At 73.3% G+C, this 24,467-nt stretch carries 22 protein-coding genes; 14 read left to right on the top strand and 8 right to left on the bottom strand.

The window, feature by feature from the left end; translation table 11 throughout:
* Nucleotides 1–68: 68 nt before the first annotated feature.
* Nucleotides 69–2,405 (bottom strand): transglycosylase domain-containing protein, encoded by a 2,337-nt coding sequence (locus ITJ64_RS08985; RefSeq protein WP_194680303.1) that lies wholly within the window; start codon nucleotides 2,403–2,405, stop codon nucleotides 69–71.
* Nucleotides 2,406–2,499: 94 nt separating this feature from the next.
* Between ITJ64_RS08985 and ITJ64_RS08990 the strand changes: the two genes are divergently transcribed.
* Nucleotides 2,500–3,021, top strand: a complete 522-nt coding sequence (locus ITJ64_RS08990) for a DUF664 domain-containing protein (RefSeq protein ID WP_194680304.1) — start codon at nucleotides 2,500–2,502, stop codon at nucleotides 3,019–3,021.
* Here ITJ64_RS08990 and ITJ64_RS08995 read toward each other — a convergent pair.
* Both ITJ64_RS08995 and purF read right to left on the bottom strand, forming a co-directional pair.
* On the bottom strand, nucleotides 3,018–3,506 hold the full coding sequence (locus tag ITJ64_RS08995; RefSeq protein WP_194680305.1) for an NUDIX domain-containing protein: 489 nt from the start codon (nucleotides 3,504–3,506) through the stop codon (nucleotides 3,018–3,020). The genes ITJ64_RS08990 and ITJ64_RS08995 overlap by 4 nt on opposite strands.
* Nucleotides 3,507–3,515: 9 nt before the next feature.
* Complete coding sequence (gene purF / locus ITJ64_RS09000) at nucleotides 3,516–4,976, bottom strand: amidophosphoribosyltransferase (RefSeq protein WP_194680306.1); 1,461 nt, start codon at nucleotides 4,974–4,976, stop codon at nucleotides 3,516–3,518.
* 116 nt (nucleotides 4,977–5,092) lie between these two features.
* Between purF and ITJ64_RS09005 the strand changes: the two genes are divergently transcribed.
* The 6 genes from ITJ64_RS09005 to ITJ64_RS09030 all read left to right on the top strand — a co-directional run bounded on the left by ITJ64_RS09005 (nucleotide 5,093) and on the right by ITJ64_RS09030 (nucleotide 14,556).
* Nucleotides 5,093–6,526, top strand: coding sequence for a serine hydrolase (locus ITJ64_RS09005; RefSeq protein ID WP_194680307.1), 1,434 nt, complete (start codon nucleotides 5,093–5,095; stop codon nucleotides 6,524–6,526).
* 155 nt (nucleotides 6,527–6,681) lie between these two features.
* On the top strand, nucleotides 6,682–9,051 hold the full coding sequence (locus ITJ64_RS09010; protein WP_194680308.1) for a cell wall-binding repeat-containing protein: 2,370 nt from the start codon (nucleotides 6,682–6,684) through the stop codon (nucleotides 9,049–9,051).
* 176 nt (nucleotides 9,052–9,227) lie between these two features.
* Nucleotides 9,228–11,585 (top strand): cell wall-binding repeat-containing protein, encoded by a 2,358-nt coding sequence (locus ITJ64_RS09015; protein ID WP_194680309.1) that lies wholly within the window; start codon nucleotides 9,228–9,230, stop codon nucleotides 11,583–11,585.
* Nucleotides 11,586–11,616: 31 nt separating this feature from the next.
* Complete coding sequence (gene purM, locus ITJ64_RS09020) at nucleotides 11,617–12,726, top strand: phosphoribosylformylglycinamidine cyclo-ligase (protein WP_194680310.1); 1,110 nt, start codon at nucleotides 11,617–11,619, stop codon at nucleotides 12,724–12,726.
* 75 nt (nucleotides 12,727–12,801) lie between these two features.
* Nucleotides 12,802–14,208 carry an amidase family protein gene (locus ITJ64_RS09025; protein ID WP_194680311.1) on the top strand — a complete coding sequence of 469 codons (1,407 nt, stop codon included), beginning with the start codon at nucleotides 12,802–12,804 and terminating at the stop codon, nucleotides 14,206–14,208.
* Between the two features lie 9 nt (nucleotides 14,209–14,217).
* Entirely contained in the window at nucleotides 14,218–14,556 is a 339-nt protein-coding gene (locus ITJ64_RS09030; RefSeq protein WP_194680312.1) for a hypothetical protein, read from the top strand.
* Nucleotides 14,557–14,559: 3 nt separating this feature from the next.
* Here ITJ64_RS09030 and ITJ64_RS09035 read toward each other — a convergent pair whose 3' ends face one another.
* On the bottom strand, nucleotides 14,560–15,498 hold the full coding sequence (locus tag ITJ64_RS09035; protein ID WP_228507767.1) for a DNA-3-methyladenine glycosylase: 939 nt from the start codon (nucleotides 15,496–15,498) through the stop codon (nucleotides 14,560–14,562).
* Nucleotides 15,499–15,612: 114 nt separating this feature from the next.
* Between ITJ64_RS09035 and ITJ64_RS09040 the strand changes: the two genes are divergently transcribed.
* Entirely contained in the window at nucleotides 15,613–15,855 is a 243-nt protein-coding gene (locus ITJ64_RS09040) for a response regulator (RefSeq protein WP_194680313.1), read from the top strand.
* 96 nt (nucleotides 15,856–15,951) lie between these two features.
* On the top strand, nucleotides 15,952–16,998 hold the full coding sequence (locus ITJ64_RS09045) for an isopenicillin N synthase family oxygenase (RefSeq protein ID WP_194680314.1): 1,047 nt from the start codon (nucleotides 15,952–15,954) through the stop codon (nucleotides 16,996–16,998).
* A 32-nt stretch (nucleotides 16,999–17,030) separates the two neighbouring features.
* Here ITJ64_RS09045 and ITJ64_RS09050 read toward each other — a convergent pair whose 3' ends face one another.
* The gene (locus ITJ64_RS09050; protein ID WP_194680315.1) at nucleotides 17,031–17,831 is read right to left on the bottom strand and encodes a helix-turn-helix domain-containing protein; all 801 of its coding nucleotides are present in this window, start codon (nucleotides 17,829–17,831) and stop codon (nucleotides 17,031–17,033) included.
* Between the two features lie 62 nt (nucleotides 17,832–17,893).
* On the opposite strand from ITJ64_RS09050, the gene ITJ64_RS09055 reads away from it, so the two are divergent.
* The 3 genes from ITJ64_RS09055 to ITJ64_RS09065 all read left to right on the top strand — a co-directional run bounded on the left by ITJ64_RS09055 (nucleotide 17,894) and on the right by ITJ64_RS09065 (nucleotide 20,588).
* Nucleotides 17,894–18,418: a glyoxalase/bleomycin resistance/extradiol dioxygenase family protein gene (locus tag ITJ64_RS09055; RefSeq protein WP_194680316.1), complete on the top strand. Its 525-nt coding sequence runs from the start codon at nucleotides 17,894–17,896 to the stop codon at nucleotides 18,416–18,418.
* Nucleotides 18,419–18,540: 122 nt separating this feature from the next.
* Nucleotides 18,541–19,584, top strand: coding sequence for an NAD(P)-dependent alcohol dehydrogenase (locus ITJ64_RS09060; RefSeq protein ID WP_179546549.1), 1,044 nt, complete (start codon nucleotides 18,541–18,543; stop codon nucleotides 19,582–19,584).
* A 152-nt stretch (nucleotides 19,585–19,736) separates the two neighbouring features.
* Entirely contained in the window at nucleotides 19,737–20,588 is an 852-nt protein-coding gene (locus ITJ64_RS09065) for an alpha/beta fold hydrolase (protein ID WP_194680317.1), read from the top strand.
* A 31-nt stretch (nucleotides 20,589–20,619) separates the two neighbouring features.
* Here the strand turns inward: ITJ64_RS09065 and ITJ64_RS09070 are convergent, their stop codons facing one another.
* From ITJ64_RS09070 to purD, 3 genes are all read right to left on the bottom strand, one after another.
* Nucleotides 20,620–21,324 carry an alpha/beta fold hydrolase gene (locus ITJ64_RS09070; RefSeq protein WP_194680318.1) on the bottom strand — a complete coding sequence of 235 codons (705 nt, stop codon included), beginning with the start codon at nucleotides 21,322–21,324 and terminating at the stop codon, nucleotides 20,620–20,622.
* Nucleotides 21,325–21,385: 61 nt separating this feature from the next.
* Nucleotides 21,386–22,282 carry a phosphoribosylaminoimidazolesuccinocarboxamide synthase gene (locus tag ITJ64_RS09075; RefSeq protein WP_194680319.1) on the bottom strand — a complete coding sequence of 299 codons (897 nt, stop codon included), beginning with the start codon at nucleotides 22,280–22,282 and terminating at the stop codon, nucleotides 21,386–21,388.
* Entirely contained in the window at nucleotides 22,282–23,595 is a 1,314-nt protein-coding gene (gene purD / locus ITJ64_RS09080) for a phosphoribosylamine--glycine ligase (protein WP_194680320.1), read from the bottom strand. The genes ITJ64_RS09075 and purD overlap by 1 nt, the downstream gene beginning before the upstream one ends.
* 54 nt (nucleotides 23,596–23,649) lie before the next feature.
* Between purD and ITJ64_RS09085 the strand changes: the two genes are divergently transcribed.
* A complete protein-coding gene (locus ITJ64_RS09085; RefSeq protein ID WP_194680321.1) occupies nucleotides 23,650–24,009 on the top strand; it encodes a sterol carrier family protein in 360 nt (119 codons plus the stop codon).
* A 59-nt stretch (nucleotides 24,010–24,068) separates the two neighbouring features.
* Nucleotides 24,069–24,437, top strand: coding sequence for a hypothetical protein (locus tag ITJ64_RS09090; protein ID WP_194680322.1), 369 nt, complete (start codon nucleotides 24,069–24,071; stop codon nucleotides 24,435–24,437).
* Nucleotides 24,438–24,467 lie beyond the last annotated feature (30 nt).

A 24,467-nucleotide genomic window follows, 5' to 3' on the forward strand; every position in this document is an offset into this window, starting at 1 on the left:
CCATAACGGGGTGTTTCGCGCCGAAAGTGACCACTCGCCAGGGGAGAGGAGGGGTGGGTGCCCGCGGGTCAGCCCGCGGGGGTCGCGGCGGGGGTGGGCGCCGGGGCGTCCGGGACGGCCGGCGCGGGCGCCGGCGCGGCCGGGGCCGGCGCCGTGGGGGCCGGCACGGCAGGCGCCGGGGTGACCGGCGCCGGCGCCGTGGTGACGGTCGGCGACGGGGTGTCGTCCGAGTCCGAGTCGGACGAGTCCGTCGACGGGGAGTCGAAGCGCTCCGACGTGCCGTCGACGAGCGTCTCGTCGGGCTCCGGGAACTCGTCGCCGCCCAGCACGTCGTCGTTGACCGTCATCATCCCGTTCCAGATGCGGTGCCGCACCGTCGAGCCGAGGTACCCGTTCGGGTACACGTCGGTCATCGAGACGTCTCCGGTCACGTTGCCCACCCAGACCGCGGTGGCGGCCTTGGTGGAGGCGCCGACCATCCAGGTGTCCTTCTCGTTGTCGGTGGTGCCCGTCTTGCCGATGTGGGTGATGCCGTCGTCGGGGTTCGAGGCGACGGCGGTGCCGTTCTCGATCGGTCCGAGCATCGCGTAGGCGAGGGTCGAGGCGATCGCCGGGTCCATCGTCTGCTGGCAGTTCGCCTGCGGAGCCTGCACGTCCTGCCCGTCGGGCCCGACGATGCGGTCGATGGCGACGGGCGCGCAGTACACGCCGTTCGCCGCGATGGCCGCGTACGACGCCGCCATCGTCAGCGGCGCGATCTCGTTGGTGCCGAGCACCGAGGAGGGCTGCGTGTCGAGCGGGTTGCCGTCGGCGCGGTGCACGCCGAGCGACTCCGCCGTGGCCTTGATGGCGCAGAGGTCGAGCTGCTGCGCCATGGCGATGAAGGCGTTGTTCACCGAGTTGGTGAGGGCGTTCTGCACCGACATCGTCCCGGGGCGCGCGCTGCCGTCGTTCGCCGGCTCCCACGGGCCGCCGAGGGCCTGGCAGCTGTTCGGGAACGTCGACTGGTCCCACTCGCGCTCGTTGCCGCTGACCCGGTCGGAGAGGCTGTGCCCCTGCTTCAGCCACTCGGCCAGCGCGAACACCTTGTAGGTCGACCCGACCTGGAAGCCCGAGGAGCCGCCGTAGTCGATGTCGGTGTTGTAGTTCAGCGCGGTCGACCCGGCCACCGGGGTGTCGGGGTCGGAGGCGTAGTTCGTGTTCTGGGCCATGGCCAGGATGCGCCCCGTGCCCGGCTCGACCGTGACGATCGTCGAGCCGAGATCGGCCTCGTCGCTCGTGGCCGGCACGTACTCCTTCATCAGGGCGTCGGCGTTCCACTGCAGGTCGGTGTTCAGCGTCGTGTAGATCTTGTAGCCGCCGCGCTTGAAGTTCGACCAGCGCTCGTCGGAGGTGTCGCCGAAGGTGGCGTCGTTCCGCACGATGTAGGTGACGTAGTCGCAGAAGTAGGCGGCGCCGCTGGCGGCGGCCTGGCAGCCGGTGGTGGGCGCCGTGATCACGGGGGTGACCGGCGTGGCGATGGCCTCGTCGTACTGCTGCTGCGTGATGGCCTGGTGCTTCAGCATCGACGCGAGCACGTCCTCGTCGCGGCGGGCCTGATTGTCGGCGATGTTCTCGGGCTCGTCGATCCGCAGCCCGTTCGGCTCGTTCACCGTGGCGGCGAGCGAGGCGGCCTGGGCGACCGAGAGGTCTTTCGCGCTGACGCCGTAGTAGTACTCGGCCGCGGCCTGGATGCCGTAGACCGAGCCGCCGAAGTTCGCGATGTTGAGGTAGCCGAGCAGGATGTCGTTCTTCGAGTACTGCTTCTCGAGCGCGATCGCGAGCCGCATCTCGGTGAGCTTGCGGTCGACCGACTCGGTGGTCGCGGCCTCGTAGGCGGCGTCGCGCTCGGCCTTGGTGTCGAGCGACTCCGCCTGCTGCACGAGGATGTTGCGCACGTACTGCATCGTGATCGTCGAGGCGCCGCTCTCCACGCCGCCCGAGGCGACGTTGCCGAGGGCCGCCCGCAGCGTCGAGGCGATGTCGACGCCCGCGTGCTCGTAGAAGCGCGGGTCCTCGGTGGTGACCACCGCATCCTTCACATAGGGGGAGATGTCGTCCCAGCCCACCTCCTGGCGGTTCTGGTCGAACACCGTGGCGAGCAGCACCTGGGTGCCGTCGCTGTTGGTGGCGTAGATCTCGGAGTTCTGCGCGAGCGTCGACGGCCGGATGTAGTCGGGCAGCGTGTCGAGCACGTCAGCGGTGCGCGAGGCGTAGACCCCGGTGACGGCGACGGCGGGCACGGCCATCACCGTGACGAGCAGGGCAGACGCCACGCCGAGGGCGAGCATCATGCCGACGGGACGCTTGGTGCCGTCGATCAGGCGCTGGAAGGCGCTGGTGAGGCGGTGCGGTGCTTCGGGCATATCCGCCAGATTACGACGGATGCTTCGGAAGAGCCTGAAAGCGGGTCACGGCCCGCCGCGGCGGGTGAGGCGTCCCGTGTCTAGGGTGGTTCGCATGACGACGAGCATCGACATCCTCGACGACGGCTTCGGCCGCATCCGCGACACGGTGGCGGCCGCCCTCGACGGTATCGACCCCGGGCTGCTGACCGTCCGGGTCGACCCCGACGCGAACACGATCGCCTGGCTGGTGTGGCATCTCACCCGGGTTCAGGATGACCATGTGGCCGACGCGGCCGGCTCCGAACAGGTGTGGCACGCGGGCGGGTGGGCCGAGCGCTTCGCCTTGCCCTTCGCCCCGGATGCGACGGGCTACGGCCAGAGCTCCGCCGACGTCGGCCGGGTGGCCGGCCCCGGCGTCACGGCCGAGAGCCTGCTCGGCTACCACGACGCCGTGCGCGCGGCGACGGGCGCCTACCTCCGCGCGCTCGACGCCGCCGCCCTCGACCGCGTGGTCGACGAGAACTGGGACCCGCCGGTCACGCTCGCGGTGCGCCTGGTCAGCGTGCTCTCCGACGACCTGCAGCACGCCGGCCAGGCGGCCTACGCCCGAGGCGCCCTGGAACGCCGCGCCTAGAACTCGAAGCGGGCCGCGGCCTCGCCGGCGACCGCCGCGTCGATGCGCGCGCGCATCTCCGCACTCATCGTCGGCAGCGCGTCGAGCGCGAACCACTGCGCCTCCGTGTTCTCCCCGTCGGCCGGGAACGGCTCGCCCGAGACGTAGCGGAACAGGAAGCACAGGTCGAGGTACAGCGTGCGGTCGCCGTTGTCGTAGACCACCTCGGGAAGCGTGTGTACCCACGCGAGGCTGACCGGCTCGGCCACGACGTCGGCCTCCTCGAGCACCTCGCGGGCGCCCGCGACGGCCGGTTCCTCGCCGGGGTCGATGATGCCGGTCACGGGGGTCCAGGCTCCGTTGTCGCTGCGTCGCACGAGCAGCACGGAGGCCGGAGCATCCGGAACCGTCGACGGCCGCAGCACCACGGCGGTCACCCCGGTCAGCCAGAGCTGGTCGTGGCCGATCTTCTCGCGCAGCGACAGGACGAAGTCAGGGGTAGGCATGCGACAAGCCTAGGAGAGCTGGTTCTTCTCCACCCACGCGAGGTACTCCGGCGTGACCGTGCCGGTGACGTACTCGCCCGTGAAGCAGCTCATCTCGAGGTCGTGCACGTCGGGAGAGCCCTGCGTGATGGCCTTCCGCATGTCCTCCACCTCCTGGTAGATGAGGTGGTCGGCGCCGATGGCCGCCGCGATCTCGGGGATCTTGCGGTCGTGCGCGACGAGCTCGTGCCGCGACGGCATGTTGATGCCGTAGACGTGCGGGTAGCGCACGGGCGGCGCGGCCGACGCGAAGGTGACCTTGTTCGCCCCGGCCTGGCGGGCCATGTCGACGATCTCCTTCGAGGTGGTGCCGCGCACGATCGAGTCGTCGACGATCAGGATGTTCTTGCCCTTGAACTCGCTCGACATGGCGTTCAGCTTCTGACGCACCGACTTCTTGCGCGCCGCCTGCCCGGGCATGATGAACGTGCGACCGACGTAGCGGTTCTTGTAGAAGCCCTCGCGGTACTCGACGCCGAGCTTCTGCGCCACCTGCATCGCGGCGGGGCGCGAGGAGTCGGGGATCGGCATGACCACGTCGATGTCGCCCATCGGCGTGTAGCGGGCGACCGTGTCGGCGAGGTAGTCGCCGAGGCGCAGCCGGGCCTCGTAGACTGAGATGCCCGAGAGCACCGAGTCGGGGCGGGCGAGGTAGACGTACTCGAACGAGCACGGGATGAGCCGTGCGTTCGGGGCGCACTGCTTGGAGATGAGCTCGCCGTCGAGCGTGATGAAGACGGCCTCGCCGGGCTCGACGTCGCGCACGATCTGGTAGCCGAGGCTCTCCATCACGAGCGACTCGGAGGCCACGACGTACTCCATCTGGCCGCTCTGCAGCAGGCGGCTGCCGATGGTCAGCGGGCGGATGCCGAACGGGTCGCGGAACGCGAGCAGCCCGTGCCCGGCGATCATCGCGATGGTGGCGTAGGAGCCCTCGACGCGCTCGTGCACGCGCGAGACGGCGGTGAAGATCTGGTCGGGGTCGAGCGAGAGGCCGGTGATCTGCGACTGCAGCTCGTTGGCGAACACGTTCAGCAGCACCTCGGTGTCGCTGCTGGTGTTCAGGTGCCGGCGGTCGATGTTGTAGAGCTCGTTGGTGAGTTCGCGCGTGTTCGTGAGGTTGCCGTTGTGCACCAGGATGATGCCGTACGGCGCGTTCACGTAGAAGGGCTGCGCCTCCTGCTCCTGCGAGGCCTGGCCCTGGGTGGCGTAGCGCACGTGGCCGAGCCCCATGGTGCCGAGCAGCGACCGCATGTCGCGCGTGCGGAAGGCCTCCCGCACCTGGCCCTTAGCCTTCACGATGTGGAAGACGCTGCCCTCGGCGGTGGCGATTCCGGTCGAGTCCTGCCCGCGGTGCTGGAGCAGCAGGAGGGAGTCGTAGACGAGTTGGTTGACGGGCTCAGCCGAAACGATGCCCACGATGCCGCACATTGCAACGATTCTACCGGTCGTTCGGGGCCCTCGGGTCGGGCGGTTCCGTCGCCAGGGGGAGGGGGTTCCCCCGGCCGCCGGATGCGCATCCGGAGCCCCCTCGGAAGGCTGGGGTCATGCCCACCACACCGCGCACCGCCCCGGCCCGCACGGCGCTCGCCGCCCTCGCCCTCACGACCGCTGCCCTGCTCGCGGGCTGCACGGGGAGCGGAGGCACACCCAGCGGCACCCCGGCGGCCTCCGCCGCCTCGACCGGATCGCCCACCGCGGTCGCCCTGCCCGAGACCCCGGTCGGCGAGCACGCCGCCTGGGTGATCGAGTCGATCAGCGCCGAGCCCACCGAGCCCGACCAGATCGAGGGCCAGGTCGCCGAGCGCCTCTCGCCGTCGGTGGCCTCGCAGCTGACGCCCGCTCAGCTGGCCGAGGTGTTCACGGGGCTCCGCGCATCCGGCCCCTGGGTGCCAACCTCGGTGCAGTCGGCCGAGAGCCAGGCGCTCATAACGATCGTCGACCGCGACGGCCAGAAGCTCGACCTGCAGCTCTCGCTCGACGGCGAGGAGCTGATCAACGGCATCCTGTTCAGCCCCTCGGCCGCCGACCGGGTGCCGGCCGCCTCGTGGCAGGAGCTCGACGACACGGTCGCGCAGTTCGCGGCGGACACCACGCTCGTCGTCACCGACGTGTCGAGCGGCGAGCGCATCCTCGAGGCCACGAGCCCCGGCCAGAGCGACGCCGACCAGTCGAAGCCCTCCGGCTCGATGTTCAAGCTCTACGTGCTCGGCGCGGTCGCCGACGCGGTCGCGGCCGGCACCCTCGCCTGGGACACCCCGCTGACCCTCACCGACGCCGTGAAGAGCCTGCCCTCGGGCGACCTCCGCACCGAGCCGAGCGGCACGGTCATCACGGTTCAGGATGCGGCTGCCGCGATGATCTCGGAGAGCGACAACACGGCGACCGACCTGCTGATCGCGACGGTGGGGCCCGAGGCGGTGGAGCGCTCGTTCGCGGAGCTCGGACACCACGACCCCGCCGAGAACACCCCGCTGCTGACGACGCGGGCGCTGTTCGAGCTGGGCTGGGGCTCGCCCTCGTCGGCTTCGGACTGGGCCTCGGCCGACGCGGACGGCCGCCGCGCCCTGCTGGCCGGCCTCCCGACGGGGCTGCTCGACGTCGACGCCGCCGCCGTGACGACCCCGGTCTGGGAGCAGGGGCTCGACTGGTTCACCACGCCCGACGACCTGGTCGCCGTGCACCGCGGGCTGCAGCAGAAGGCGGAGACGCCGACGGGGGCGCCGGTGCGGGAGATCCTGGCGATCAACCCCGGGCTCGGCGAGGACATCACGGGCAGCGACGCCTGGTCGTACATCGCCTTCAAGGGCGGCAGCTCGGTCGGCGTGCTGGCGGGCTCGTGGTACCTGGAGCGCTCCGACGGGCGGGCGTTCACCATCAGCATCCAGGGTTCCTCCGACGACCCGGCCGAGCTCACCGACCAGGCGCTGTTCTTCGGGCAGGTGGCCGACGCGGCGGCGCTGCTCGAGTCGCAGGACTGACCCCGGGCTGACCCCCGAACTGGGACGTCGGGCGGCCCCGATCGCGGGCCGCGGCCGACATAGTATGAGCACGATCCGAGCCGGGGGACTCGCGACCGTCAGTGGCGGCACCCCGGATGGCGACGTCCGCTCTCGGCCCGATCGAGAGGCCTCCCGTGCACCTGCGCGCTCGCCGCCCCCGTGTCCGCCGTGCCGGCGTGCTCGGCACCCTGACCGTCGCCGCCCTCGCGGCCGGCACCCTCCTCGGTGCCCCCGTCGCCGCCGGCGCCGACGAGCAGCCCGCCCCCGCCCCCGTCGCGCCCGCCCCCGCGCCCGCCGACCGCCCCGTGATGCCCGACCTCCCGCTCGAGTCCTACACCGCGGCCGCCGCCGAGCTGCCGCCCGAGCTCGTCGAGGCGCTCTCGGCCGACCTCGGCTCGACCCCCGAGGAGTACCTCGCGAACGCCGACGCGGCCGCCGCGGCCACGCAGGTGGTCGACGCGCTCACGCTCGAGGGCGTCGCGGTGGCCTCGTCCCGCCTGGAGGGCACCCGGCTCGTCGTGACGGTCGAGAGCGCCGCCGACGTGCCCGCCGTCGAGGCGGCGAACGCCGTCGCCGAGGTGGGCTCGGCTCCCGGCCGCGACCGCTACGCCGGCACCGAGCTCGAGTCGTTCGCCGACCTCGTGGGTGGACAGGGCTACTACTTCGCCGACTCCACCGGCGGCTACGCCTGCTCGACCGCCTTCAACGGCATCGACCGGGCGAGCGGCCAGGCGCGCTTCGTCACCGCCGGCCACTGCTCGCTCCCCGGCGACGACGGCCGGGTCGACCAGATCATCGAGAGCCACCCGAACGACCCGAACGGCCGCCTCGGTGCCCGTCTGGGGCAGCAGGTCGCGGGCAGCTTCCGTTTCGGCGGCGAGTTCGACGGAGGCCTCGTCGACACCGCGTCCGGCTGGGACTCCCGCGGTGTGGTCGGCACCTACAACTCCGGCGCCAACAACGGTCCGGTGACCTCGGGCGCGTCCCAGCCCGTCCGCGACTACGGCGATGCCATCGAGGGCCAGAGCCTGTGCAAGTCGGGCCGCACGACCGGCTGGAGCTGCGGCACCGTCGACGCGGTCGACCAGCTGATCCCCGTGAGCGGCGAGAAGGTCAACGTCGACATCGTGCGCGGGCTCTGCAGCGACCACGGCGACAGCGGCGGCGCCGTCGTGTCGGGTCCGTACGCCCTGGGTCTCATCTCGGGCGGCACCGCCGACTCCTGCACGCCGTCGGGCGTCACCGCGGTCTTCCCCATGATCGGCGGCTCCGAGGGCGACCAGCCCTACGGCTCGATCGTGACCCTGGCGACGAACTGGTGGCTGAAGGTCGAGGCCCCCCGGCCGCTGGTCAACGCCGTGACCGCGGTGGGCAAGCCGATCACCGGCACGCTCCCGGGCGGCACCGGCAACTACGCCGTCACCATCAGTGTCGACGGCGGCCCGTCCTACCTCGCCGACGTGTTCGACAACCGCTCCTGGAACGTCTCGGTGGCCGGCCTCACGCCCGGCGCCCACAGCTACACGGCGTACTCGACCTTCGGTCCCGACGACGCGCAGTCGCGTTCGGCCTCCGTCTCGGGCACTCTGTTCGTCGGCGACGTGCAGCGGATCGCCGGCGCCGACCGGTTCGAGGGTGCCGTGAAGGTCGCCCAGGCGTCCTTCCCGACGACCGCACCGGTCGTCTACGTGGCGACCGGTCTGAACTACCCGGATGCGCTCAGCGCCGCCCCGGCGGCGGTCGCCGAGGGCGGCCCGCTGCTGCTGGTCACCCCGACCGCGGTTCCGGCCGCGGTGGCGGACGAGATCCGCGCCCTGGCCCCGCAGCGCATCGTCGTGGTCGGGGGCACGACGGCCGTGTCCGCGGCGGTGGTCTCGACGCTCCGCGGCCTGGTCGACGGGGTCACGGTCGAGCGGCTCTCGGGGGCCGACCGCTACGAGGCGAGTCGCGCGGTGGTCGCCGCCGTCTTCGACGAGGCGACGCACGCGTACGCGGCCACGGGCGGCAACTTCCCCGACGCCCTCTCGGCGGGTGGCGCGGCCGGCTCGGCGCTCGAGCCGGTGGTGCTGGTGAACGGCGGTGCGAAGGCGGCGGATGCTCCGACCCTGTCGCTCCTGCGCTCGCTCACGACGACGAGCATCACCGTGGTGGGCGGCCCCAACTCGGTGTCCGAGGGAGTGAAGACCTCCCTCGGGGCGGTTCCCGCATCCGTCGACCGGGTCTCGGCGGCCGACCGCTACCAGACGTCGATCGCGCTGAACCGCTCGGCGTTCACCGCGAGCGACACCGTCTACCTCGCGACCGGCACCAACTTCCCCGACGCCCTCGCCGGGGCCGTGCTGGCCGGCACGTCGGATGCTCCGCTCTACGTGGTGCCCGGCGACTGCGTGCCGCAGGGTGTGCTCGCCGACGTGAAGACGCTCGGCGCGACGCGGATCGTGCTGTTCGGCGGCGTGAACGCCCTGAGCCCGGCCGTGGCGGCGCTGGCCCCCTGCGGGTTCTGAGCGGGGCGGTCGCCGGGCCCGTGGGGCGCGGCGGCCGCCGACGCGGTCGGCCCGCGGGGTTGACCGGGGCCGGAGTGCGCCCCGTACGATGAAGGGGATCCGAGCCGGGGGACTCTGATCGACTGGGGCGCCCTCGGGCGGCGGCACGCGCCCTCGGTCGACCGAGAGGCAGAGTCATGACCGTCCGCACCGCCGTCACCGGGTCGCTGACCGCCGTCGCCCTGCTCGCGGGGGCCCTCCTCGGGGTTCCGGCCCCGGCCGCGCGCGCCGACGAGACGCCCGCGCCCGTCGATCCCGGCCCCGTGGTGATGGGCGAGTTCCCGCTGCAGGCCTACGCCGCCGAGGCCGCCGAGGCCCCGCCCGAGCTGGTCGAGGCGCTCCGGCGCGACCTCGGCATCACGCCCGAGCAGTTCTTCGCCCAGGCCGACGCGGCCGCCACCGCCGGCGGAGTCGTCGACGCGCTCGAGGCCGCGGGCACCGTCGTGCTGGGCTCGCGGCTCGAGGGCACCGAGCTCGTGGTGTCGGTGCCGAGCGACGCCGACGCCGACGCCGTCGAAGAGGCCGGCGCGGTCGCCGAGGTGAGCGAGCAGCCGGGCACGCCCGGCGCACCCGCCCGGCAGACGGCCGACCTCCCCGACGCCGAGCTGCTGCGCGACCTCGTCGGCGGTCAGGGGTACTACGACCACAAGGGCCTCTACGACTACTTCTGCTCCGTCGGCTTCAACGGCATCGACACCACGAGCGGCGCCGCCCAGTTCCTGACCGCCGGTCACTGCGTCACGCCCGGCGCCGAGTACGGCGGCCGCGTCTTCTCGCTCGAGCAGCAGGCCCCGGGTCAGGTGCCGCCCGTCGCCGGCACCCACCTCGGCTCGCCCCTGCCCGCCTCCCTGCGCTTCGGCGACTTCTACGACACCGCCCTCTACGCGACGGCCCCGGCCTGGACCCCGCTCCCCGCCGTCGGCAGCTGGGGCGGCAACCAGGGCCCGGCCGACGCGGGCGAGGGCGTGACCGTGCGCGACTACACGCGCGCCGTCGTGAACCAGAGCATCTGCAAGTCGGGCCGCAAGACCGGCTGGACCTGCGGCACGGTGAGCGCCGTCGACGTCGAGTCGACGATCGGCTCGACCGAGGTGAACGCGTTCCTCTCGAACGTCTGCGCCCTCAGCGGCGACAGCGGCGGCGCGGTCGTCTCGGGCTCCTACGCGGTCGGCGTGATCTCGTTCGGCGACTACAAGACCGGCTGCGGCGAGGCCGGTCGCACCACCGGCTCCTTCCCGATCGACTCGAAGTTCTTCCAGAGCGCCCTCGACGTGCAGACCTCGTGGGAGCCCCTCGTCGAGGTGCCCGTCCCCACCAGCGACACCCTGCTCGGCGGCGTGCCGCTCTACCGCGGCGAGGCGGCCACCGGCACGGTGCCGGGCGGCGGCCTGCGCAACACGGTGCACCTCTCCGTCGACGGCGGCCCCGAGAAGCTGGTGCCCGTCGGCGCCGACGGGCGCTGGTCGATCCCCGATGCGGCCGGCCTCACCCCCGGCAGCCACGGCGTCAGTCTGTACACCAGCTACGGCGCGGGCATCCAGCGCTCGCCGGCCGTCACCGGCACCGTGCTCGTGGCCGATCGCCCCGCGGTCGACCGGCTCGACGGCGCCACGCGCTTCGACGTGGCCGTGGCGGTCGCCGACGAGGCCTTCCCGGGTACCGCTCCCGTGGTCTACGTCGCCACCGGCACGAACTACCCGGATGCGCTGAGCGCCGGCCCCGCCGCCGTCGCGAAGGGCGGCCCGCTGCTGCCGGTGCTCCCCGACACGGTGCCCGAGGTCGTCGCGGCCAAGATCGCCGCGCTGAAGCCGGCGCGCATCGTGATCGTCGGCGGCACCGACTCGGTGCGCGACTCGGTGCGGGCGGCGCTCCAGCAGCTGGTTCCGGATGCGCGGGTCGACCGCCTGGCCGGCGCCGACCGCTACGAGGCGAGCCGGTCCGTCGTGGCCGACGCCTTCTCGGTGGAGCCCCACGCCTACGTCGCCACCGGCGGAGGCTTCGCCGACGCCCTCTCGGCGGGCGGTGCCGCGGGCTCGAAGGGCGAGCCGGTCGTGCTCGTGAACGGGCCGGCGGCGGCGGCGGATGCGCCCACCCTCGAGCTCTTCCAGACCCTGAAGAGCGGCTCGCTCACCGTCGCGGGCGGCCGCTTCAGCGTCTCGGAGGGCGTGCTCGACTCGCTCAGCGCGGGAGTGCCGGCCACCGTCACCCGGGTCAGCGGCGACGACCGCTACTCGACCTCCGTCGCCCTGAACGCCGACGCCTTCGACCAGGCGGACACGGTCTACCTGGCGACCGGGCTGAACTTCCCCGACGCCCTCGCGGGCGGGGTGCTCGCCGGGCTCCGGGACGCTCCGCTGTACGTGGTGCCCGGCACCTGCGTGCCCCGCGGGGTGCTGGCCGGCATCGCCGAGCTCGGCGCGACCGACGTCGTGCTGCTCGGGGGCGGAACAGCCCTGACGCCGGCGGTCGAGCAGCTCGCGCCCTGCTCGTTCTGATCCCGGCGCCCCGACCTGGGAGAATGAGCGCATGAGCAACAGTTACGCCGCCGCCGGAGTCGACACCGAGGCGGGCGACCGCGCGGTCGAGCTGATGAAGGCGGCCGTGCAGCGGACGCACGGCCCCGAGGTGCTGGGCGGCGTGGGCGGGTTCGCCGGGATGTTCGACGTGTCGGCACTGAAGCAGTTCGAGCATCCGCTGCTCGCCACCTCGACCGACGGAGTGGGCACCAAGATCGCCATCGCGCAGGCCCTCGACAAGCACGACACCATCGGGCAGGACCTCGTGGGCATGGTCGTCGACGACATCGTCGTCGTGGGCGCGCGGCCGCTGTTCATGACCGACTACATCGCCTGCGGCAAGGTGGTGCCCGAGCGCATCGCCACGATCGTCGCGGGCATCGCCCGGGCCTGCTCCGAGACCGGAACGGCGCTCGTCGGGGGAGAGACGGCCGAGCATCCGGGGCTGATGGGCGACGACGACTACGACGTCGCGGGCGCCGCGGTGGGCGCGGTCGAGGCCGATGCGCTGCTCGGTGCCGAGCGGGTGCGGGACGGCGACGTGGTGCTGGCGCTGGAGTCGTCGGGGCTGCACTCGAACGGGTACTCGCTGGTGCGCAAGATCCTCGCGGACGCCTCGCTGTCCTACTCCGACCACTCGGCCGAGCTCGGCGGGGTCGTGGGCGAGGTGCTGCTCGAGCCGACCCGGCTGTACTCGGGGCCGCTCGTGCGGGTGCTCGCGCAGCCGGCGCTCTCGGGCGCCATCCACTCGCTCTCGCACGTGACGGGAGGCGGCATCGCGGCGAACCTCGCGCGGGTGCTGCCGCGCGGCGCGTGGGTCGAGGTCGATCGCTCGACGTGGTCGCCGGCGCCGGTGTTCCGCGTGCTGTCGTCGCTCGCGGGCTCGACGCTGGAGTCGGCCGAGGGCACCTGGAACCTCGGCGTCGGCTTCTTCGCGGTGGTCTCGGCCTCGTCGGCGACGGCGGTCGCGGCGGCGATCGAGGCGGAGGGCATCCGCACCTGGCCGGTCGGCACGGTCTCGACGGCGGCCCGCGCGTTCGCGGCGGCCGACGGCTTCGAGCAGGGCGCCAAGGGCGTCGACGGCGGCGCGGTGCGGCTCGTGGGGGCCTACGCCTCCTGACCCCTCACCCCGGCGCTCGCATAGGCGGGCGGGGCGCGAAACACGCGCGCAACGCGGGTGGGGCAGGATGGCGCGGTGGATGCTGCGCTGAACGAGTACGACGCCTACGACCTGCTGGGGGCGCTGCGGCGCCGGGAGGTGTCGGCCGTCGAGCTGGTCGAGGAGCACCTCGCGCTGATCGGTCGGCGGAACCCCGGGCTCGTCGCCCTGGTCACCGTCGACGCCGAGGGCGCGCGGGCGCAGGCCGCCGAGACCGACCGCCGCCGGGAGGCCGGTGAGCCGCTCGGCCCGCTGGCCGGGCTGCCCGTCACGGTCAAGGACTCCTTCGACGTGCAGGGCCTGCGCACCAGCCAGGGCCGGCTCAGTGACTCGCGGATGCCCGCCCACGACGCCCCCGCGGTGGCCCGCCTCCGCCGCGCGGGCGCCGTGCTGCTCGGCAAGAGCAACGTGCCCCTTCTCCTCGCCGACAGCCAGTCGGCCAACGACGACTTCGGACGCACCGCCAACCCGTGGGATCCCGCCCGCACCCCCGGTGGCTCCTCCGGCGGCTCGGCCGCCTCCGTGGCCGCGGGGTTCGCGGCGGGCGAGCTCGGCAGCGACCTGGCGGGCTCGATCCGCATCCCGGCGGCCTGGTGCGGGGTGTTCGGGCACCGGCCGAGCACGGGCACCGTCTCCAAGCGCGGGCACCTGCCCTGGCCCGGCGGCGGGCTGCTCGAACCGCCGCTCTCGGCCTCGGGGCCGCTCGCCCGGTCGGCGCGCGACCTCGCCCTGCTGATGGACGTCGTCGCCGGCCCCGCCGAGCCCGACGCCGAGGGCTGGCGGCTGGCGCTGCCGGCGTCCCGGGTGTCCGGCCTCGGCGGCACGCGGGTGGCGCTGTGGAGCGATCCCGAGCTGCCGGTCGACGCCGAGACGGCCGAGGCGATCGGCGCCTTCGCCCGCCGCCTCGAGGAGGCCGGGTGCGAGGTGGTGGGGCTCGAGCATCCGCCCGTCGCCGGGGCCGAGGCGCTCGAGTTCTTCGCGCTGCTGCAGCAGATCGAGCTGGCGAACACGGTGACGGATGCCCCTGACGACCCCCTTCCGGGCATCGGCGACGTCTGGCGGGCCTGGGAGAGGCAGCGGACGGTCACCGAGCGGTGGAGCGCCCTGTTCCGCGGGCCGGGGCGGGCGGACGGCATCGACGTCGTGCTCGCCCCGGTCGTGCCGACGACCGCCCCGCTGCACTCGGACGTGCCCGCCGCCCGGCGCACGATCGACGTGGACGGGCAGGCGCAGCCGTCGTCGCTCGTCGGCGACTGGAGCCGCCTGGCGGCCATCGGGCGGAACCCCGCCACGGCGATCCCCGTCGGGCTCGGCCGCCGCTCGGGGCTGCCGGTCGGCGCGCAGCTGATCGGGCCCTACCTCGGCGACCGCACCACGCTCGCGGTCGCGGCGCTCGCCGAGCGGGCCGGGCTGCTGCTGTCGGAGCGCCCGCCCGCGGAGTAGCATTCCGGCATGGCGGCGCCGGTCAGCTCGCAGGAGGCCCTCGAGGCGCTCGATCTCGTGGTGGCCGAGCTCGGCGATCCGGGCATCGTGCGCTCGCGCATGATGGGGCGGCCCGTGCTCACCCTCGCCGGCACGATGTTCGCGGTGCTGAACGGCGACGCGCTGGGGCTGAAGCTCGGCGCAGGCACTCCCGTCTTCGTGGAGGCCCGGGCGCTCGAAGGCGCTGCGCTGCTCGATCCCGGGGGGAAGGGCCGCCCGTTCAAGGACTGGGTGGCGCTGCCGCTCGAGCACGCCGCGCTCTGGCCGCGCTTCGCGGCCGACGCCCTCGACGCGGCGCGCCCTCGCTGACGCCTACGAGTCGGCGTCGAGCGCCACGCGCAGCAGCAGAGTGACCCAGGTGCGGTACGGCGCCCACCCGGCCGAGAGCGCAGTCAGCTCCTCGGGCGTCGGCGGCCGCGGCAGCCGGTACGCGTGCTGCGCCGCGAGCGCGAGGCGTCCCTCGTGCACGGGGGCGTGGTCGGAGTCGCCCGCACCCCGCAGCAGGATCAGCTCGGCCGAGAACGGCCCGATCCCCGGCAGCTCCTGCAGCGCGGCCAGCGCCTCGTCGCGCGGAAGGGCCCGCAGCCGGGCGCTGTCGAGCACGTTCGCGGCCGCCGCCGCTCCGAGGGCGCGCAGCCGTTCGACCTTCGGGCCGGGCAGCCCGCGGAACGACTCCAGCCCCGCCAGCACGCGGGGCGCAGGGAACGCCTGCTGCGGCCGCCCGTCGACGACCACCGTCTCGCCGAGCTCGGCGGCCATCCGCTGCTTCAGCGCCGCGGCCTGAGTCATGCGGGTGCGCTGCCCGATGATCGCCCAGGCCGCCGCCTCGTACCACGACCAGAACGCCACGGGCCGGAGCCCGGGGTACCGCCGCTGCAGCGAGCCCACGACCTCGTCCCGCTCGCCCACGGCGGCGAATCCGCTCCCGTCGACGTCGAGCGACAGGATGCGCGTGAGCTGCGCCGTGGCCGCCGAGAGCTCGGCGCGGCCGAGCGCGCGCTCCGCGAACAGGCGCCCGCGCACGCCGCCGCCGTCGTCCTGGGTGGCCGAGACGCCGACCGTGCGCCACGACCCCTCGAGCGCGAAGGCGGCGTCGAGCGACTCGGCGCCCACCGCGTCCCGGGCCGCCGGCGTGAACCCCTCGAGGAATCGGATGCCCGCCGCCAGCGAGAACGGGCCCCTCGGCTCGATCCGCACCGTGCCGCGCACCTGCCCGCGCTCCTGCTCCGCGTGCTCCTGTTCCCCACCCACAGCGACCCCCTCGCTCGCGACCAGTGTGCCCGAGCGCACCCGAGCCCACACCGGATGCCCAGCCGACGCCCAGACGACGAGCGGCCGCCCCGGGCATCCGGGTACCCTGGTCGCATGACTACACCCGCACTCGCGCACCTCACCGGCGGCCCGCTCGACGACCAGACCATCCCGCTCGACGACGGAGCGCCCGAGGAGCTCGTGCTCCCCTACAGCGACGGCCAGGTCGTCTACACGCTCGTTCCCGACGCCCCCGAGGCCGAGGGCCCCGCGACGGCGCAGTACCGCTTCAACGAGGTCTCCGAGATCCTGAATCAGGACGAGTACGACGAGATCCGCCCCGAGTCGAACCTCTGAGCGGCTCCGCGGGCGCGTAATACGCCCGTAACGGCGGGCCGCTAGCCTCGATCGCACGAACCCGGGCTCGTCGAGCCCCGGCGAAGGAGGCCCGCCATGACGTTCCAGGTACCCGTCGTCGACATCGCGCCCTACGTGACGGGCGGCAGCGCCGGCGAGCGCGCCGCCGTCGCGCGGGCGATCGATGCGGCGTGCTCCGAGGTCGGGTTCATCCAGATCCTCGGTCACGGCATCGCGCCCGCCGTGCAGCAGGGCCTCGCCGACGCGCTCGACGAGTTCTTCGCCCTCGACCTCGAGACGAAGAAGACCTTCCGCACGCCGCCCGGGATCAACCGCGGGTACTCCGCGCCGAAGTCCGAGTCGCTCAGCCTCAGCCTCGGGGTGGAGTCGGCCAGCCGCATGAACGACTTCTTCGAGGCCTTCAACGTCGGCGCCGCGCAGAGCGACTACCCCGGCGTCGAGCTCGACGCCGAGAACTACGCCGAGAACCTCTGGCCGGGCGCCGCGGCCCCCGGCTTCGAGCCGCGCGTGCAGGCCTACTTCGCCGAGGCCCGCCGGGTGGCGAACACGATGACCGACATCTTCGCGGATGCCCTCGGCCTCCCCGCAGGGTTCTTCGACGCCTTCACGGGCCATTCTCTCGACGTGCTGCGGATGAACAACTACGCCCTCCCGCCCGGCACCGTCGACCTCGACGGCGAGCTCACCGGGATGGGCGAGCACACCGACTACGGCATCGTCACCGTGCTCTGGGCCGACCAGGTGCGCGGGCTGCAGGTGCTCGGCTCCGACGGCTCGTGGAACGATGTCAGCCCCGCCGACGGGGCCCTGCTGATCAACCTCGGCGACCTCACCGCCCGGTGGACGAACGAGCGCTGGATGTCGACCCTGCACCGCGTGAAGCCGCCCATCGTCGACGGCACGATCGAGCGCCGCCGCTCGGCCGCGTTCTTCCACGACGGCGACGTCGACGCGGTGATCGCGACGCTGCCGTCGTGCGTCTCGGCCGAGCATCCGAACCTCTACGAGCCCGTCACCGTCGGCGAGCACATCGCCGCGAAGCTCGCCGGCTCCCGGGCCGGCGTGAGCAACGCGGGGGCGGCCCGCGAGGCGGCCCGCGTCCTGGCGGCCGCCGCCCGCTGACCTCGGCCGCGACACGCTGACCCCGGGCCGCGTCAGGGCGCGGCGCTGCGGCCGGCCCGCCGCGTCTCGTCGGGGGTCTCGCCGAGCACCGCGGCGTAGCGACGCGAGAAGTGCGGGTAGTCGGTGTACCCGAGCTCGGCCGAGAGGTCGCTGAGCGGGGTCTCCGGATGCGCGTGCAGCCGTGTCGCCGCCTCCTGCAGCCTCCGGCACTCGATCAGCCACTTCGGCCCGACCCCCACCCGCTCGTGGAGCAGCCGTTCGAGCGTGCGCAGCGACACCCCAGCGCCCTTCGCCAGCTCGGCCGCGCGCAGGATCGAGGCGTCCTCCTCCGCCCGCCGGCACACCGCGTTCACCAGCCGGCCGCGCTCGTCCACCCCGGCGGCGAGCGGCAGCAGCCAGCGCCGCAGCGTGTCGACGAGGCCCTCGCGGGCCCGCTCGGCGGGCGCCTGCGTCATCAGCGCGCGCACCTCGCGCAGCGGACCCCCGGCGTAGGGGAGCTCTCGCCCGACCGCGTCCGCCGGCGGATCGTCGGAGAGCAGCACCGCGGCCGCGGGCCGGAACAGCACGCCGACCGCCCAGCCCGCTCCCGACAACCGCTGCACCGACAGCCGTGGATCGGGCCCCGCGAGCACCGTCCGGTGCGGTTCGACGACGACGTTCACGGCCGGGTAGCTCAGCACGCGCTGCGGCAGCTCCACGCCGTCGGGCAGGTTCCAGCGCACCACCCAGACGTGACGCACGAGCTCGCCGAGACCGGGGCCGAGCTCGAAGCGGTCGAAGGCGACGCCGGGCGCCCCGGGGTTCAGGTGACCCTTGGAGTGCGGTTCGGGCATCCGACCCCCTCCTGTCGCACTTGTACAAGACGCGGCCGGGCCGCAGTTCCTAGCATGGCGGCATGACCGATGAGACGACCACCCCGACCGCAGCCACCGGCGTGCACACCACCGACGGGCTGCCGCACGGCTCCACGTCCCTGACCCCGCACCTCGTGGTGTCGCCCGGCGAGGCGGCGCTGACCTTCTACCGAGACGTGCTCGGCGCGCGGGTCGTCGACGTCACCCGCTTCCCGACGGAGGACGGCACCGAGCTCGTCGCCCACGCCGTGCTCGACTTCGGCGCCGGGCAGCTCACCCTCAGCGACGCCCTGCCCGGCTACGGTCTCGTCGCACCCGACCCGGCCGCCGGGTCGTCGTTCTCGCTCGCGCTCTACCGGCCCGACGTGGACGCCGTGGTCGCCCGGGCGGAGGCGGCCGGGGCACTCGTGCGCGAGCATCCGGCTACCTTCGTCTCGGGAGACCGGTTCGCGTCGATCGTCGACCCGTTCGGCGTGCGCTGGTCGATCATGACCCGCGTCGAGGACGTCTCGCCCGAGGAGAGCGCCCGCCGGGTCGCGGAGTGGGCCGCGACGCAGTCGGCCTGAGCATCCGGCGGCGCCGGTCGTCGGCCCGGGTCCGCTGAGGGGTCACGGCAGACCCCCCGTCAGGAGCGCGGGTGCCCCGAGAGGGTGACATGCTGGAAGGGTCCCACCCGAACAGGAGACCCATGCTGACCGTCAACGCCTACGCCGCCCCCTCTGCCACCGAGCCGCTCGTCAAGACCACCATCGAGCGCCGCGACCTCGGCCCGAACGATGTGCTGATCGAGATCGCCTACTCGGGCATCTGCCACTCCGACATCCACACCGTGCGCGGCGACTGGGGCCCCCAGCAGTACCCGCTCACCGTCGGCCACGAGATCGTCGGAACGGTCACCGAGGTCGGCTCCGACGTCACCCTGCACCAGGTCGGCGACCGCGTCGGCGTCGGCTGCATGGTGAACTCGTGCCGCGAGTGCGAGAACTGCCTCGCCGGGCAGCAGCAGTACTGCCTGAAGGGCAACACCGGAACCTATGCGAGCGTCGACCGCGACGGCACCATCACGCAGGGCGGCTACTCGACCCACGTCGTGGTCGTCGAGGACTTCGTGCTGCGCGTGCCCGAGTCGATCCCCTTCGAGAAGGCCGCCCCGCTGCTGTGCGCCGGCATCACGACCTACTCGCCCCTCAGCCACTGGAACGCCGGCCCCGGCAAGCGCGTCGCCGTCGTCGGCCTCGGCGGGCTCGGCCACATGGCCGTGAAGATCGCCCACGCCATGGGCGCCGAGGTCACCGTGCTCTCGCAGACCCTGAGCAAGAAGGACGACGGGCTGAAGCTCGGCGCCGACCACTACTACGCCACGAAGGACGAGGCGACCTTCCGCGACCTGAAGAACTCCTTCGACCTGATCATCAACACGGTCAGCGCGGTCATCGACCTCGACGCCTACCTCTCGCTGCTCGCACTCGACGGCACCATGGTGAACGTCGGCGCCCCCGGCCAGGCCCTGCCGCTGCACGTGTTCACGCTGTTCGGCAACCGCCGCTCGTTCGCGGGCTCGGGCATCGGCAGCATCGGCGAGACCCAGGAGATGCTCGACTTCTGCGCCGAGCACGGCATCGCGCCCGAGACCGAGCTGATCTCGGCCGACTACATCAACGAGGCCTACGAGCGCGTGCTGAACTCCGACGTGCGCTACCGCTTCGTGATCGACGCGTCGACGTTCGCGTAGACCGCACTCCGGCCTCGGCCCGGTCGGCCCGCCGCCGCGGCGGCCGTCTCTCCCACCTCTGCCCGCTCTGGCGCCTCGTGCGCCGAGCGGGCAGAGTGGTCTGACGGATGCGCCCACCCGGGACGCACCCGCGACACGAGAGCGGGTGCCCCATGGGCCGGGTCGGCGACCTGATCGAGGGGCTCCGCGAGGCGCTGCGCGACCCGAAGGCCCCGCTGCTGCACGTGGCGATCGACACCGCCGAACCGGCGGTCGAGCATCCGGGGCCCGTCGTCGTGATGGTGCACGGCATCGCCTCGAGCGCCGCCACCTTCCACTTCGTGGTGCCGCTGGTCGAGCCGCAGCAGCGCGTGATCGCGATCGAGCTGCTGGGCTTCGGCGGCAGCCCCCAGCCCGAGGGCGCGGAGTACACGCTCGAGGAGCACGTCGCCGCGCTGGCGCGCACCATCCGCTCGCTGCACCTCGCCGAGCCGTTCGTGCTCGTGGGGCACTCGCTCGGCTGCCTGATCGGCGCGCGCTACGCCGCGACCCACCTCGAGCACGTGTCGAAGCTGGTGCTCGTGAGCCCACCGGTCTACCTCTCGCCGGCCGAGATCGGCGACCCGCGGGTGCGGCTCAGGATGGCGGGGTACCTGCAGGCGCTGCAGTTCTTCCGCGCGAACAAGGAGTTCACCATCGCGCGGGCCGCCTTCGTGGCGAAGCTGCTGCCGGTGGAGCACGTGATGGAGATCACCGAGCAGAACTGGACGCCGTTCGTGAAGTCGCTCGAGCACTGCATCGAGTCGCAGACGGTGATCAGCGACCTCGCCCGGGTCGAGCGGCCGATCGAGGTGGTCTACGGGCGGCTCGACGAGTTCCTCGTGCCGGGCAACCTGGCGATCATCGAGCGGATGCGCGGGGTCACCACGCACGTCGTCGCGGCCAGCGACCACATGATCCGCAAACCCATGGCCCGCGTGGTCGCGGCCGCCATCGCGTCGCCGCCCGCCCCGCCCGCCGCCTGACCTCGCCCGCCGCCTGATCCGCCCGAGCTCGTCAGTCGCGGGCGGCGTCCGCGAGGGCCGCGGCGAGGTCGGTCGGGCGGGTGAACTGGGGCCAGTGGCCCGTGGGGAGCTCGACGACCGTGAGGGACGCCAGGTGCGGGAGCTCTGCGAAGAAGGGGTGGCCGGCTGCGAGGTAGCCGTCGAGCTCCTCGCGGGTGAAGGTGCTCGCGACCAGGGTGACCGGCACGGCGTAGCGGCGCGGGTCGTGCAGCCGCTGCGGATCGCGCGCCACGTGCACCGGCTGCGGAATCGCGATGCCCCGGAACCACGCCCGCAGGTCGTCGGTCAGCCCCCGGAGGTCGGCCTCGCCGAACTCGCCCCAGCCGGGCAGCGGCACCTCGTCGCCCACCGCCTCGAGCTCCTCGTTGATCGCGACGCCGTCGGCCGTCGGCCAGCTGTCGACGTACACCGCCCGCCGGATGCGCTCGGGCCGCGCATCCACCACCGCATGGATGATCGAGCCGCCGCCCGAGTGCCCCACGAGCACGATCTCGCGCGAGGCGTCGACCGCGTCGACGAGCGCCACCACCTCGGCGACCTGCGAGGCCAGCGTGACACCGCTGCGGTCGTCGTCGACCGAGTGCAGCCCGCCGAGCGTGGGCGTGTGCACGGAGAACCCGGCGTCGCGCAGCGCGGGCGCCACGTCGTTCCACGAGTCGCCGTTCAGCCAGAAGCCGGGGATGAGGATGAGGTCCATGCAGCGACGCTACGCCCCACCGCCGACATCGGGAACCCCCGCTCGGGGAAGCCGGCGGCGGCTAGGCGGTGAGGCGCTGCAGGAGCTCTGCGTAGCGGGCCGCCGTGCGCTCCACGATCTCCTGCGGCAGCGTCGGCGGCGGCCCCACCTGGTCCCAGTTCGCCGCGAGCCAGTTGCGCACGATCTGCTTGTCGAAGCTGGCTGTGCGCTCGCCCGAGTCGTACGCCGCCGCATCCCAGTACCGCGACGAGTCGCTCGTCAGCACTTCGTCGGCCAGCGTGATCGCGCCGGTCTCGGGATCGCGCCCGAACTCGAACTTCGTGTCGGCCAGGATGACCCCGCGCGCCTCGGCGATCGCCGCCGCCCGCTCGTAGATCTCCAACGACAGCGAGCGCAGCGCCGTCGCGTCGGCCAGCCCGATCAGCTCCACGGTGCGCTCGAAGCTGATGTTCTCGTCGTGCTCACCGAGCGGCGCCTTGTAGGCGGGCGTGTAGATCGGCTGCGGCAGCCGGTCGCCGTCGTGCAGCCCGGCCGGCAGGCCGATGCCGCACACGCTCTGCGACGCCTGGTACTCCTTCCAGCCGCTGCCCGAGAGGTAGCCGCGCACCACGCACTCCACCGGGAACATCTCCAGCGACTTCACCACCATCGACCGCGCCTCAAGTTCCGGCGGCACCGGCGGCAGCCCGTCCCGCACGGCCACGAGGTGGTTCGGCACGGTGCGCAGCTGATGGAACCACCAGCGGCTCAGCTCGGTCAGCAGCTCGCCCTTGCCGTGGATGCCCGGCTCCAGCACGTGGTCGAACGCGCTCACGCGATCGCTCGCGACGACCAGGAGCGCCGCGGGACGCGCATCCTGAACCGTGTTCTCGGGCACGAACAGGTCGCGCACCTTGCCGCTGTAGACGTGCCGCCAGCCGGGCGCCACAGGGGCGGATGCACTGCTCACCGAAGCCATCACAGAACCTCCTCCGCGACCCGGGCCGCGATGTCGCGACGGTACTGAGACCCTTCGAGACGGATTCCCTCCAGCACCCCGTACACGCGATCACGCGCCACGGCGAACGAGGGCGCTGTCGCGACCACGTTGAGCACGCGCCCGCCGGTGGCCCGCAGGACGGGGCGACCCCCCGCATCCATCACCTCGTCGAGGTCGGTGGCCGCGTGCAGCACGCTCACGCCTTCGACGCCGACGGCGCCCTCGAGGCCGGTGATGCGGCGGCCGGTGACCGGCGAGCCGGGGTAGTTCTCGCTGGCGAGCACGACGGTGACCGCGACCTCGTCGGAGAAGACGGGGCGGGGCTGCGCCTCCAGCGTGCCCGTCGCGGCGGCGAACAGCAGGGTGCTGAGCGGCGTCTCGAGCCGGGGCAGCACGACCTGCGTCTCGGGGTCGCCGAAGCGCGCGTTGAACTCGATCACGCGGATGCCGCGCGGCGTGAGGATGAGGCCGCAGTAGAGCAGGCCGATGAACGGTGTGTCTTCGGAGGCGAGCTGCCGCACGGTCGGCAGCGCGATCGTCTCGATTACCTCGTCGACGAACGCGGTCTCGCTGCCGAAGCGGTCGGCGAGCCAGGGCAGCGGCGAGTAGGCGCCCATGCCGCCGGTGTTGGGGCCCTCGTCGCCGTCGCCGAGGCGCTTGTAGTCCTGCGCGGGGGAGAGGGGCGCGACCGAGTGGCCGTCGGAGAGCAGGAAGAGCGAGACCTCCTCGCCGTCGAGGAACTCCTCGATCAGCACGTCGCCGTGCTGCAGCCAGTGCCGGGCGTGCGCGGTGGCCGCCTCGAGGTCGCTCGTGACGAGCACGCCCTTGCCGGCGGCGAGACCGTCGGCCTTGACCACGTAGGGGGCGCCGAACGCGGCGAGGGCCTCCTCCGCCTCGGCGAGCGTCGAGGCCGTCGACGCGCCGCCGGTGGGCACGCCGGCCTCCTCCATCACGCGCTTCGCGAAGGCCTTGCTGCCCTCGAGCGCGGCGGCGGCCCGGCCGGGCCCGAAGACGGGGATGCCCCGCGTGCGCAGCGCGTCGGCCACCCCGGCGACCAGCGGTGCCTCGGGCCCGATCACGACGAACTGCACGTCGTTCTCGAGCACGTACGTCGTGACCGCCTGCGGGTCGTTCGCGTCAAGCTCGACGACCGGCACGTCGGCCGCGATGCCGGCGTTGCCCGGGGCGGCCACGATGTCGTGCGCCCCGCCCTCCGGCCCGTCGCCCTCGCGCCGCAGTGCCGTGATGATGGCGTGCTCGCGCGCGCCGGAGCCGAGTACGAGGATCTTCACGCCCACAGCCTACCGAGCACCGCCGACGGCCGCGGGGCGGGCTAGCTTGGAGGCATGGGCAAGGCACGCATTCCGGACGAGGTGGGGTCGGCGGCCGTCACGGCGGCCACGGGCGACTTCGAGGCGGCGAGCCGGGACACCCGCGCATCCGCTGTTCGCTGGCTGCTGCAGCGCCTCGCCGACGAGGCTCCGGGCAACTCGGTCGAGGTGCGGGTGCCGCCGTTCGGTGCCGTGCAGTGCATCGAGGGGCCGGGCCACACCCGGGGCACCCCGCCGAACGTGGTCGAGATGGATGCCCGCACCTGGCTGGAGCTCGCCACCGGCACGCTCGCGTGGGCCGACGGTCTCGCGACCGCGCGCATCCACGCGTCGGGGCAGCGAGCCGACCTGTCGGCGCACGTGCCGGTGCGCTGACCGTTCCCGGATCTGCGGTTTCGCGCCCGGCGCCCAGCCGGGTGGGGGACAATGGAGGGGTGAGTCAGCAGCCCGACGACAGCAGCGCATCCGCCCGACCGCCCGAGTCCTCGGTGAAGGTGCGGCGCGCACCGCGGTACTACCGCTTCATGCTGGTGGGGCTCGTGCTCGGTGTGGTCGTGGCGCTCATCCTCACGTTCGCGTTCCCCGAGTCGGAGCAGTTCACGCAGCTGCAGGTGTTCGGCTTCCTCGCCATCTTCCTCGCGGCCGTGTTCGTGGCCCTCGGGGCGCTGGTCGCCATCCTGCTCGACCGGGGCAGCTCGAAGCGGGCGCGCACCGTCGCGGCGGAGTACGAGGAGCACGACGCTCCCGAGCCGGGCGACGACGTGGAGTTCGTGCAGGTGCGCGACGAGGGCCCGCGGGCCTAGCTGCTCGCCGATCGCCCGCCAGGCCGGCGT

Source organism: Herbiconiux sp. VKM Ac-1786, assembly GCF_015350805.1.
Taxonomy (GTDB): Bacteria; Actinomycetota; Actinomycetes; order Actinomycetales; family Microbacteriaceae; genus Herbiconiux.

What these genes read in the sequence shown, in the direction of transcription:
- ITJ64_RS09085 (WP_194680321.1), top strand. Translation starts at nt 23,650, where the DNA reads ATGGGCAAGGCACGCATTCCGGACGAGGTGGGGTCGGCGGCCGTCACG.
- ITJ64_RS09075 (WP_194680319.1), bottom strand. Translation starts at nt 22,282, where the DNA reads ATGGCTTCGGTGAGCAGTGCATCCGCCCCTGTGGCGCCCGGCTGGCGG.
- ITJ64_RS09015 (WP_194680309.1), top strand. Translation starts at nt 9,228, where the DNA reads ATGACCGTCCGCACCGCCGTCACCGGGTCGCTGACCGCCGTCGCCCTG.
- ITJ64_RS09040 (WP_194680313.1), top strand. Translation starts at nt 15,613, where the DNA reads ATGACTACACCCGCACTCGCGCACCTCACCGGCGGCCCGCTCGACGAC.
- ITJ64_RS09045 (WP_194680314.1), top strand. Translation starts at nt 15,952, where the DNA reads ATGACGTTCCAGGTACCCGTCGTCGACATCGCGCCCTACGTGACGGGC.
- ITJ64_RS09030 (WP_194680312.1), top strand. Translation starts at nt 14,218, where the DNA reads ATGGCGGCGCCGGTCAGCTCGCAGGAGGCCCTCGAGGCGCTCGATCTC.
- ITJ64_RS08990 (WP_194680304.1), top strand. Translation starts at nt 2,500, where the DNA reads ATGACGACGAGCATCGACATCCTCGACGACGGCTTCGGCCGCATCCGC.
- ITJ64_RS08995 (WP_194680305.1), bottom strand. Translation starts at nt 3,506, where the DNA reads ATGCCTACCCCTGACTTCGTCCTGTCGCTGCGCGAGAAGATCGGCCAC.
- ITJ64_RS09005 (WP_194680307.1), top strand. Translation starts at nt 5,093, where the DNA reads ATGCCCACCACACCGCGCACCGCCCCGGCCCGCACGGCGCTCGCCGCC.
- purM (WP_194680310.1), top strand. Translation starts at nt 11,617, where the DNA reads ATGAGCAACAGTTACGCCGCCGCCGGAGTCGACACCGAGGCGGGCGAC.
- ITJ64_RS09065 (WP_194680317.1), top strand. Translation starts at nt 19,737, where the DNA reads ATGGGCCGGGTCGGCGACCTGATCGAGGGGCTCCGCGAGGCGCTGCGC.
- ITJ64_RS09055 (WP_194680316.1), top strand. Translation starts at nt 17,894, where the DNA reads ATGACCGATGAGACGACCACCCCGACCGCAGCCACCGGCGTGCACACC.
- ITJ64_RS09060 (WP_179546549.1), top strand. Translation starts at nt 18,541, where the DNA reads ATGCTGACCGTCAACGCCTACGCCGCCCCCTCTGCCACCGAGCCGCTC.
- purF (WP_194680306.1), bottom strand. Translation starts at nt 4,976, where the DNA reads ATGTGCGGCATCGTGGGCATCGTTTCGGCTGAGCCCGTCAACCAACTC.
- ITJ64_RS09070 (WP_194680318.1), bottom strand. Translation starts at nt 21,324, where the DNA reads ATGGACCTCATCCTCATCCCCGGCTTCTGGCTGAACGGCGACTCGTGG.
- ITJ64_RS09050 (WP_194680315.1), bottom strand. Translation starts at nt 17,831, where the DNA reads ATGCCCGAACCGCACTCCAAGGGTCACCTGAACCCCGGGGCGCCCGGC.
- ITJ64_RS08985 (WP_194680303.1), bottom strand. Translation starts at nt 2,405, where the DNA reads ATGCCCGAAGCACCGCACCGCCTCACCAGCGCCTTCCAGCGCCTGATC.